This is a genomic window from Niveispirillum sp. BGYR6, assembly GCF_027568365.1.
GTDB lineage: Bacteria > Pseudomonadota > Alphaproteobacteria > Azospirillales > Azospirillaceae > Niveispirillum.
Map to the genome: position 1 here is coordinate 243,884 of NZ_JANLNL010000001.1, position 10,384 is coordinate 254,267.

The window sequence follows — 10,384 nt, forward strand, 5'->3', positions numbered from 1 at the left end:
TATGCCAGGATGGGGGTCGATATCCATGCCAGCTGCCACCGCTCAAGATATGCGTTCTGTCGAGGGTGCCATTGCGCATGTCGCAGAACTCGAACGCGGGGCAAAACGCCCTGTGGCGCTTCTACTGGATTATGACGGCACACTGACCCCCATCGTTGATCGTCCGGATCAGGCCTTCCTGGCCCCAGCCATGCGGGCGCTGCTGCAGCGTCTGGCCGATCTCTATCCGCTGGCCATTGTCAGCGGGCGCGATGTGGCGGACGTGCGACAGCTGGTGGCCATCGACAATATTATCTATGTCGGCAGCCATGGGTTGGACATCGCCACCCCCGACCGGCTTTATCAGCCCGGTGAGCCCTTCCGGGCTGCCATCCAGCGCGCCGCAGCAGAGCTGGAGAACCGGCTGGCGCCCATCGCCAACGCCTTTGTGCAATCCAAACGCTATGCCATCACCGTGCATACGCGGCTGGTGGCGTCGGCGGAGAAGCCGCGTGTGGCCGCCATTGTAGAGCAGGTGCTGGCCGGCGAACCCACCCTGCGCCATATGGATGGCAAGGAGATGCACGAGCTGCGGCCGGTGCTGGACTGGCATAAGGGATCGGCCATCAGCTGGCTGCTGGCCGATCTGCTGGCCGGCCACCCCCCGCTGTTTCTGGGGGATGATGTGACGGATGAGGATGGTTTCCGGGCGGTGGCGGCGTCCGGTCTGGGCATCCGGGTGGGAGAACGCGACCGTCCCACTGCCGCTACCCTGCATATTCCCGACGTTGCGGCCGTGGAATTGCTGTTGCAGCGTCTGGCGGTGCGCGGCCAGGCTGCAACGGCAGGATGAACCTGGGCGGGCGGTCCCGTTTTCTCTGTCGTTCCCCCCATTCTGTGGGGTGCAATCCTATCCGGCAGGCGGGGGGCCGCCCGAAATCGCGGCGCGAAAAAGTCACAAGCGGGTGGCTGTCTACCCCGGAGGTATAGGGGTATAGGCCCCCCGGATGGGGCGGAAATATGGCGGGTCATAGGCGGCTTTTGGCCGGCTTCGGGCCACTGGCGTGCCGGTGTCCATCCCATCATGTAGATCAAGGTGCGTTCGGCTATGTTTTCTCCCATTTTTTGAATTGTGGTTAAGAAAACAAATCAATTTAGTTAAGTTGAAAGCCGTTATAGGACGAACCAGCGGGATCGGGAAAGCCGCTGAAAAATTATGGCGCGGTCTTTAAAGGGGTGATTTGTACTTGTTACATATTTGCTTTCAGGTGGATTGTGGTCGATTGAGACAAAAATGGGGCTGATTTTACGGTATATGCCTAAAGCGGACGGCAATTACTGCCTTCGAGAGATGTTCAGTTCCGCGCTTTTCGGGGTAAGGTTCAATCCGAAAGAGGGTCGTTCATTTGGGCTCTCCGGGCGCATCGGCCTCACGGCGGCGAACCGGAAGAGACTCCCGGATGGAGGAGGCCATGGCTGGACCCCGCCAATGGTGGGAACCAAAAAGCGCAGGAGATGGCAATGGACAATGTCAGCACGTTTCTCATCGACGCGAACAAGCTGTTCCGGGAAGGGCTGAAGCGCCTGCTGGAAGAGTCGCCGTTCCAGATCGTGGCGGAGGCCAGCAATGTGCGGGAAGGGCTCCTGGTTGCCGAGCAGGGGCACCGGCCGGAACTTGTGCTGCTGGATCTGGCCACCGGTGCTGATGACGAAGCCGAAGCCCTGCGCCGTTTGCGCCATGCCTTGCCGGAGGCGCGCATGGTGGTACTGACGTCGGAACTCTGCACCCGTCGTCTTTCCAGCGCGCTGGAGGCGGGGGCTGATGGCTATCTGATGAAGGATCTTTCATCCGATGCTCTTACCCAGTCGCTGCGGCTGGTGATGCTGGGGGAAAAGGTGTTCCCCACCCATCTGGCGGCCCTGCTGATCAGCGGGCGGGTATCCACAGCACCCGCCCCGGAAATGCCGACCTCCCGCAAGGGCCTGTCCCAGCGTGAGGTGCAGATTCTGCGCTGCCTGCTGAGCGGTGACAGCAATAAGATGATTGCCAACCAGCTCTCCATCACCGAAGCAACGGTGAAGGTGCATTTGAAGAGCCTGCTGCGGAAGATCAATGCGTCCAACCGGACCCAGGCGGCCATCTGGGCGCTGAACAATGGGATCGGGGGGGAATTGAACGGCGTCGTGGGCGAAACCCCGTCCCTGGCTGCTGCTGGCTGACCCGTCTGTTTCCGCCCCCCGGCTGTGTCGGGGGGCTTCTCAATGTAGAATACGATCCTGCACGGCCGACTGAATCGCCCCCTGATTGCGGGCGGCAAAGACGCCCGCTTCTGTGCGGTTGCGGAAATGCAGCCGACTCAGCATTGATCGTACCAGCGACTTGACCGTCGCTTCCGGCAAGCCCAGTGCCTTGCCGATATTTCTGTTGTTCAATCCCTGCCCCAACGCCAGCAGACACCGATGTTCGGCCGGGGAAAGCCGATCCAGCAAGGGGAGCCGCATCTGATCGATTCCCGACTGGCTGAGCAGTTGGGGCGGTAAGGCCGTATGCGCCTCCCGCCCCAGCGTGACCAGCGGCCGGGCGCGGCCGCGGATACTGTCGGTAAAAATCCAGGCATCAGCGAAGGGCAATAAGGGGGCGGCATCCAGCGTTTCTGCCAGGGACAGCACCAGCAGGATTCGTCCCCGCCGTGACAGGCGCAGGCAAGCCACCGGCTCCCGCTCCCGCAGCAGGCTGAAATGGGGTAGGTCGATCAATAAGATATCGGGCTGAACTGCCGCCTGCAGCAGGGCGCCCACGCTTGGATAATGTGACAGCTCCAGGACATGATCCCGCAGCCCTTCCGACAATTCGGAATCGGTGGCTTCACTGGAAACCAGAATGGCCACACGGGACGTCATATCCGGCATTCCCGAACCTGTTGAGATCGAGTCTCCCTCTGTTTTTTCATACTATAATATGATTTCTGGGCTGCGGCTTGCCCGTTGACGGGTTGCATATGACATCCCCGATATTTATGACACTATGGCTATGGAATGTTTTAAGAACCAGCACCGCAAGATGGGCAAATGAGGGAGGCCGTGTTTCATGACCTAACCCGTTCGAGCCTATCTAATCTTGGTTAACGCTTATTGATATTCGCGGGACTATCATTAGGCGTAGATTTGTCTATCCTCACTGTCTCCCGATAAAATCGGTTAACGGCTCGTTATGGTTGAGCGCGATGCTTTTAAGCTGCACCCAAAGATTTTGCGTTTTGCTGATGCATAAAATTGTAGGAGCGCGAAACCCCGTGTATAGTGGGTCTGTGCCATCCCACACCACCCATGACAGGTTGCGGGATGGCCCAAGGGGTCGGAACGAATGCGTATTCTATTGATCGATCATGAGGCTGGCTTTTGCCAGCGGGTACGGCAGATTGCCCGGCGGGCCGGTGTCACTGACCGTGTGGATGAGGTGGCGGATCTGGCGGAGGCGCGTGCCTTGGCCGGGTTGCAACCGGACGCCCATGTTGTTGTCCTGTCCATGACCATGGTGTCACGGGGGGCGATCAGGGATTTCGTTGCTGTCTGTCCTGCTTTGCCTTTGATCGCTGTGGGCGGGAATGATCCGGAGCGGATGCGCGCCGCTTTGGGCGAGGGCGCGCGGGCTTACGTCCGGCGTACCGATGTGGATGCGGAACTGGCCAACGCCCTGCAGGTGGTGGCCGATGGTGGCATCTTTGTGCCGCCCGTTGTGGCGATGCGTCCGGGCGGGGAACCGTTGATGACCGTCGCCGGCCCGGTTCCAGCCGGCTTTTTCCGTGAAGATGCGGGCAAGCAATTGACGCCGCGTCAGCGGGAAATCCTGGTGATGATCCGCCAGGGGCGCTCCAATATCGAAATTGCAGAGGCTTTGGATTTGACCGTTGGAACGGTGAAAATCCATATCACTGCAATTTTCAAGGCTCTTGGGGTGCGCAACCGGACCCAGGCCATGGTGGCGGCCGATTGGCTGAACCTCAATCCACCGGAACCGGTGGGCGACTGAACAGCCTTATCGCCATAATCTGTATCCGTGCCTTCAGCCTGCCGCGCAGCGCTGATTTCCGGCATTCATTCGCTTTTTGCCCCGCAATTGCCTGAAAGCATCGTATTGTTATCACCGCCTTGGCCGCTGGGATTATCCGTTCCGGTCGTGCAAGGGCGGTGAAGGGAAGGGGCAGCCGCCTTGACCCGGGGCGGGGTGTCTGGTATCGCCCCCCTTTGTTTATTCGGTTCGGCGACCGGCCGAGGGTGATGCATGTCCGACATCTTTCGCGAAGTTGACGAGGATCTCCGTCGCGATCAATTGGTCTCCTTCTGGAAGCGCCATGGCGCGACTGTGGTGGGTGGGGCCGTTCTGATCGTGGTGGCCACGGCTGGCTATGTAGGCTGGAAAGAGTGGCGCGCCCATGAGATGGAGAAGCGTACCGCCGTGCTGAGCGCGGCGTTGGCCAAGGCCCGGCCGGAAGAAGGCGCGCCCGACGTGAAGGTCGCTGGCGATGCGCTGGCCGCTGCTGCCAGCCAGTTGGGGCAGAGCCAGGCCGTTATCGCCCGCCTGTATGAGGCGGGCCTGCGCGCCCGCAACGGGCAGCGGGACGAGGCGGTTGCGCTGTATGACCAGATCGCCGGCAGCGGGGAGAGCGACGCGCTGCTGCGCGATATGGCCACCCTGCTGTCGGTGCAGTTGCAGATGGATGCGGGCGACCCGGCCAAGCTGGGCCAGCGCATTGCCCCGCTGTTGACGGCTGGTAACCCCTGGCGGGCCTCTGCCACCGAACTGGCCGGCCTGCTGGCCGCCAAGACGGGCGACAATGCCCGCGCCGAACAGCTGTTCAAGCAGCTTGCCGAGGATGCGCAGGCCCCGCAGGGCGTGCGCAGCCGTGCCACCGAACTCGCCGCGCTGTTCGCGGCGCCGAAATGACGCCCGAGAACCAGGATATCATGGTCAGCAGCACCCGTTTCGGCGCCCCGCGCGCCACGTCTTCCGCCCGGTCTTCCCGTTATGTGATGGCCCGCCGGGTGGCGGCGCCTTTGCTTGCCTGTCTGCTGCTGTCCGGCTGCGGTATCGGCGACTGGTTCAGCGAGGATAAGGGCCCCAAGCTGGGCGGCAACCGCATCTCCGTGCTGCAGCTTCAGCAGCAGTTGGAAGTCGACCCCCAGGTGGCGGATCAGGCGGTTGCCCTGCCGGAAGCCCAGGCCAATGCCGACTGGGCGCAGCCCGGCGGCAACCCGGCGCATTATCCCGGTAATGTGGCCCTGAGCAATGGTCCGCTGCGCCGCGTCTGGTCGGCCAGCATCCAGGGTTCCTCTTCCAGCGCGCGTCTGCTGGCCGGCCCGGTGGTGGCCAATGGCCGGCTTTACGTGCTGGACACGGATTATGACCTGCACGCCTTTGATGCCAAGAGCGGGGCGCGCGTCTGGCGCCGCAATATCCTGCGGGAAAAGCAGGATGGCGAAGCCTTTGGCGGTGGCGTGACAGTGGCCAATGGCCGCCTCTACGCCACCAATGGCTTTGGTGAGGCGGTGGCCCTGAATGTCGACAAGGGGGATGTGGTCTGGCGGCGGCGAATCGCCGGTCCGATCCGTTCCGCCCCCACGGTGGTGGATAACCGCGTCTTCGTCTCGGCGGTGGATAACCAGCTGATCGCCCTGAATGCGGAGACCGGTGCCCTGGAATGGTATCATACCGGCTTCCTGGAACCGGCGGCCCTGCTGGGCGGTTCTGCCGCCGCGATTGAGGGGGATACGGCGATTGTCCCCTATTCGTCTGGCGAGGTCTTCGCCCTGCGCGTGGAAAATGGCCGACAGGCCTGGCAGGACAGTCTGGCGTCGGTGCGCCGGGGTGAGAACCTGACCGGTCTGGCCGACATTCGCGGCCTGCCGGTGATTGCCGATGGCGTGGCCTATGCCATCAGCCATTCCGGCCGTATGGCCGCCATCGATATCCGCTCCGGCCAGCGCGTCTGGGAACAGGATATTGGCGGCATCACCACCCCGGCCGTGGTGGGCGACTGGGTGTTCGTCACCACCAATGACAGCCAGGTCGTGGCGCTGACCCGCAAGGATGGCCGTGTCCGCTGGATTGCCGAGCTGGATCGCTATGAAGATCCGGAGGACCGGGAAGACCCGATCCTGTGGACCGGTCCGCTGGTGGCCGGTGGCCGCCTGATCCTGACCAACAGCACCGGCCAGATGGTGGAACTGTCGGTGACGGATGGCAAGGTGATCCGGCGTACAGAGCTGCCCGGCCCTGCGATCCAGGCCCCTGTCGTTGCTGGTGAGACCCTGTATATTCTCACCGAGGACGGCGACGTGGTCGCCTATCAGTAATTGGAGTGTTTTAAGTGATAAAGGCCACGCACCGGCTGACGGTCGCCATTGTCGGGCGCCCGAATGTCGGCAAGTCCACCCTGTTCAACCGGCTGGTCGGCAAGAAGATTGCCCTGGTTGATGACACGCCGGGCGTGACCCGCGACTGGCGTGCGGCCGATGGCCGAGTCGGTGGGCTGGAATTCACGGTGGTCGATACGGCCGGTCTGGAAGATGTGTTCGATGGCAGCCTGGAGGCGCGGATGCGCGTCCAGACCGAGCGTGCCATCGAACGCGCCGATGTCTGCCTGTTCCTGATTGATGCCCGCGCCGGTGTCACGGCGATGGACAAGCATTTTGCTGCCTGGCTGCGGGCGCGGGTGAAGACCCCGACGATTCTGGTGGCCAACAAGTGCGAGGGGGCGGCCAGCCAGCCCGGCTTGATCGAGGCTTATGAGTTGGGCCTGGGTGAGCCGGTGCCGCTGTCGGCCGAACATGGCGAGGGCATGGCCGATCTGGTCGATGCCCTGCTGCCGCATATGCCGAAGGAAGAACCGGTGCCGGAGGAGGAGGTCGAAGACGACCTGCCCGAGGATGATCTGGTTGAAGCCATCGCTGCGGAGAAGACTGACGATGTGCCGGATGAGCCGGAGCCCAAGGCCCTGCAGATGGCCATTGTCGGGCGCCCCAATGTCGGCAAATCCACCCTGCTGAACGCGCTGGTGCAGGAAGAGCGGGTGCTGACCGGGCCAGAAGCCGGCATGACCCGCGATGCCATCGCGGTGGAATGGAACTGGAAGGGCCGGGCTGTCCGGCTGGTCGACACGGCCGGCCTGCGCAAGCGGGCCCGCGTGGACGACAAGCTGGAACGGGCTGCCAATCAGGATACGTTGCGCGTCATCCGCATGGCCCATGTGGTGGTGCTGGTGCTGGATGCCGATGGCATTCTGGACAAGCAGGATCTGACCATCGCCCGGCTGGTGGTGGAGGAAGGGCGCGCCCTTGTCATCGCGCTCAATAAATGGGATGCGGTGGTCGATAAGAATGCCGCCCTGCGCCGCCTGACCGACCGGCTGCAGACCTCGCTGCCGCAGGTGAAGGGTATCCCCACCGTCACCATTTCCGCCCTGAAGGGCCAACGGCTGGCGGAATTGCTGGATTGCGTGGTGACCACCTATGGCGTCTGGAACCGGCGTATCCCCACCTCTCAGCTGAATCGCTGGCTGGCGGGGATGACGGAATCGCATCCGCCGCCGCTGGTGGATGGCCGCCGCCTGAAGATTCGCTATATGACCCAGGTGAAGAGCCGGCCGCCCACCTTCGCCCTGTTCGTCAGCAAGCCGGTCGACCTGCCGGAAAATTATTCCCGCTATCTGGTGAACGGGCTGCGGGAGAGTTTCGATCTGCCGGGCATCCCCATTCGGATGCTGCTGCGCAAGGGCAGTTCCAATCCCTTTGATTAAGCCGGGAATGGTTTTCAGCAATATTACCGACGCGGCGCTCCCTCCCTGGGGGCGCCGCTATTCTTTTGAACTCATCCTGTGCTCAACAGTGCATTGCCTCTCCATCTATATTCCATAGACTAAGCCTGTTCGTGGGGGCTTTCATGTTTTTCGGTCTTGGTTTCTGGAACAAGCGTCTTACCTTCGAAGTCTTCCTGAAAACGGAGGACCGCTGGCAGCTGCATATGCTCTGCGATACGGAAGAAGATGCGATTGCCGAGGCCAGGCATCTGCTGATCACCGACAAAACCCATGATGTGAAGGTTGTCCGCCTGCGCACGCTGGTCAACGGCGTCGGTTCTGAGACGGTGGTGTATGAGCAGTCGCGCCCGCCGCGCACGGTGAAGCCCCTGACGGTGTGTACACCGGTGGGGGAAGTGGCGCTCTGCCAGCAGCTGGAAGATCTCTATACGGCGGAAGGCCGCCGGACCATCAGCCAGGTGATGCGCGATTATCTTCAGCGCAACAATATCGGCACCAGCGAATTGCTGCATTGCTACAGCCATATACGCAAGTTGCAGGATGCCCAGGGGCTGGTGAATGCAGCCCTGCACCGGGTTGCCGGGGTGCAGGCCCCCGTGGCCGGGCAAACCCCGAAACAGCGCCTGACCCTGCTGGATGGCCTGGTCACCCAGGCCCAGCAGAAGGCGCGTGCCTTTGCCGCTGAGCGCAGTTCTTACCCTGATTTCCGGGGCAAGGATCTGGGTGGCTTCAGCCAGCATATTCTGGAACGCACCTCACTCGATTTGCACGATTATGTACTGAATTCACTGATCAGCATCTGGCTGTTCGATTACCGCTCCCTGTTGGGCAAGGTGGAGGCACTGGCTATATTGGCGGGGGAGAATGTTGAGAATGGGCTTATCCGCCAGGTGGATGCCATTCTTGCCGACCTGCTGATTTTTGCCGATGTTGTGCAGGAATTGCTGGCCCCGCAGCCCACCTTGGGTGACGCGTTGCTGCGGCTGGCCGACATCGTCCTGTGCCGCAAGGGGGCAGGTGAATCGCTGGCCAGCCCGGCCATGAAGCAGATTGCCCGGCTGATTCAGGAAGGGCATCTGCCGCTCAGTCAGGCTGCCTTGGCCGAACGCCTGTTGCGGGAGATCAATGCGGATAAGCCGCTGGATACCCGCGACCCCAGCCGTGATCCCGCCTTGCTGGAACGGCTGGTTATGGCCCTGTCAGGCGAGGATGGCACCATTCTGGGCGGGGAGGCGACCCGCCAATCCATTGAACGCCGCCGCCTGCGTCAGCGTGAGGCGGTGCTGCGCGCCCATGGTCTGCACAGCATCGCCGATAATCTACGCTGAACTCATACCAAGCCGCCGGATGGCAGCGCCTGGCGCATAAGGGAACGCGAAATCTCCCTGGATCGGTCACGGTCAAGCGAGATTGGTATCATCCGTATGAATGTGGAGCCGTGACGGCCGCTTACTCCATGCCCACCGGGCGGCGATAATCCTGCAAGCGGGTGACGCGCAGGGCCTTCACGCCATGGCGGTCGATCAGACGTTGCCAGGAGGCCAGTTCTTCTTCTGACAAGCTGTAGCGGGCACAGGCTTCGGCGAAGCTCAACAGGCCGGCACGCACGCCGGCCACCACTTCCGCCTTGCGGCGCATCACCCAGCGGCGTGTGTCAGGCGGCGGCAGATCGTCCAGCGTCAGGCTGCTGACGTTGGAGGCTTGGGGGCTGGCGTCGGCAACTTCGTCCGCGCCGTTGCGGGTTAAAATGGTCATGTTGACCTCAAACAACGGGGTACCCCCATCGATAAGGTCGGCGCCATTAACAAACAGTGAAAGGCTGTAAAATAACTTTGGTTACCATTACTTAATGGACAGGACGTTCGACATCTTGATCGGCAGCGTGCCCAACATCAGATGGGGTTCGCCCCCCGTCAGATCGACACCCGTTACCTTGCCGAAGGTCAGAACCTGGGCTTCGATGGCCTTGCCGTCTTGCCCTGCGGCCTTGACCTTGGCGACATAGGTACCGTCTTTTAGCTGATTCCCGCTGGCATCCTTGCCATCCCAATCCACATCCTGGGTTCCGGCATTCTTCGCCAGTTCAATCGTGCGAACCAGCTTGTTGGTCTTGCCGTCGCTGATCTCCAGCACGGAGCTGGTGGTCGGCACGTCGGTGCTGACGGTCAGGTGGGCCTTGCCATCCTGCAATGACCAGCCATTTGACTGGATTTCCACCGTCTTGCCCAGATAGCCCAGCGCCTGGTTGGGTTGGCCGTTATTGATGGCACTTACGACGTCATCCAGCTTTTTGTTGGAGGCGATCTGCTGTTCGACCTGGGAGAACTGTACCAGCTGGTTGGTGAAGGCCGCCGTGTCCTGCGGCTGCAGGGGATCCTGATTTTGCAGCTGGGCCGTCAACAGCCGCAGGAAGGTCTCGTAATTTTGCGAAAGATCCTTCAGGGAGTTGGTGGTGGCGGAAGAACCGGTCCCGGTGGTGCTGCTTTTCAGCGCATTGGCCGCGCTGGTGGTCGCAGGGTTCTTCGTGCCGTTGGCCGCGGGGGCGCTGTTTTTCAGCGCATTGGCTGTATTGGAGATGGACATCGGTC

General features: G+C 61.8%; 10 protein-coding genes. 7 read left to right on the plus strand and 3 right to left on the minus strand.

Going from position 1 to position 10,384, the window contains the following annotated elements; translation table 11 throughout:
• The first annotated feature begins 112 nt into the window (after nt 1-112).
• The gene (gene otsB, locus PCJ49_RS00990) at nt 113-832 is read left to right on the plus strand and encodes a trehalose-phosphatase (protein WP_269909299.1); all 720 of its coding nucleotides are present in this window, start codon (nt 113-115) and stop codon (nt 830-832) included.
• A 668-nt stretch (nt 833-1,500) separates the two neighbouring features.
• A complete protein-coding gene (locus PCJ49_RS00995) occupies nt 1,501-2,199 on the plus strand; it encodes a response regulator transcription factor (RefSeq protein WP_269909300.1) in 699 nt (232 codons plus the stop codon).
• A 39-nt stretch (nt 2,200-2,238) separates the two neighbouring features.
• Here the strand turns inward: PCJ49_RS00995 and PCJ49_RS01000 are convergent, their stop codons facing one another.
• The gene (locus PCJ49_RS01000) at nt 2,239-2,880 is read right to left on the minus strand and encodes a helix-turn-helix transcriptional regulator (protein WP_269909301.1); all 642 of its coding nucleotides are present in this window, start codon (nt 2,878-2,880) and stop codon (nt 2,239-2,241) included.
• A 463-nt stretch (nt 2,881-3,343) separates the two neighbouring features.
• Between PCJ49_RS01000 and PCJ49_RS01005 the strand changes: the two genes are divergently transcribed.
• The 5 genes from PCJ49_RS01005 (at nt 3,344) to PCJ49_RS01025 (ending at nt 9,124) form a co-directional block, all read left to right on the plus strand.
• Nucleotides 3,344-4,009: a response regulator transcription factor gene (locus tag PCJ49_RS01005; protein WP_269909302.1), complete on the plus strand. Its 666-nt coding sequence runs from the start codon at nt 3,344-3,346 to the stop codon at nt 4,007-4,009.
• Between the two features lie 252 nt (nt 4,010-4,261).
• A complete protein-coding gene (locus PCJ49_RS01010; protein WP_269909303.1) occupies nt 4,262-4,924 on the plus strand; it encodes a tetratricopeptide repeat protein in 663 nt (220 codons plus the stop codon).
• Nucleotides 4,925-4,944: 20 nt separating this feature from the next.
• The gene (locus PCJ49_RS01015; RefSeq protein WP_269909304.1) at nt 4,945-6,333 is read left to right on the plus strand and encodes a PQQ-binding-like beta-propeller repeat protein; all 1,389 of its coding nucleotides are present in this window, start codon (nt 4,945-4,947) and stop codon (nt 6,331-6,333) included.
• 14 nt (nt 6,334-6,347) lie between these two features.
• The gene (gene der, locus PCJ49_RS01020) at nt 6,348-7,775 is read left to right on the plus strand and encodes a ribosome biogenesis GTPase Der (RefSeq protein ID WP_269909305.1); all 1,428 of its coding nucleotides are present in this window, start codon (nt 6,348-6,350) and stop codon (nt 7,773-7,775) included.
• Between the two features lie 143 nt (nt 7,776-7,918).
• Entirely contained in the window at nt 7,919-9,124 is a 1,206-nt protein-coding gene (locus PCJ49_RS01025) for a hypothetical protein (RefSeq protein WP_269909306.1), read from the plus strand.
• A 121-nt stretch (nt 9,125-9,245) separates the two neighbouring features.
• Here the strand turns inward: PCJ49_RS01025 and PCJ49_RS01030 are convergent, their stop codons facing one another.
• Together PCJ49_RS01030 and PCJ49_RS01035 are read right to left on the minus strand one after the other, a co-directional pair.
• Nucleotides 9,246-9,551 carry a DUF1153 domain-containing protein gene (locus PCJ49_RS01030; protein ID WP_347710414.1) on the minus strand — a complete coding sequence of 102 codons (306 nt, stop codon included), beginning with the start codon at nt 9,549-9,551 and terminating at the stop codon, nt 9,246-9,248.
• A gap of 87 nt (nt 9,552-9,638) precedes the next feature.
• Complete coding sequence (locus PCJ49_RS01035) at nt 9,639-10,379, minus strand: flagellar hook capping FlgD N-terminal domain-containing protein (RefSeq protein ID WP_269909307.1); 741 nt, start codon at nt 10,377-10,379, stop codon at nt 9,639-9,641.
• Nucleotides 10,380-10,384: the final 5 nt, after the last annotated feature.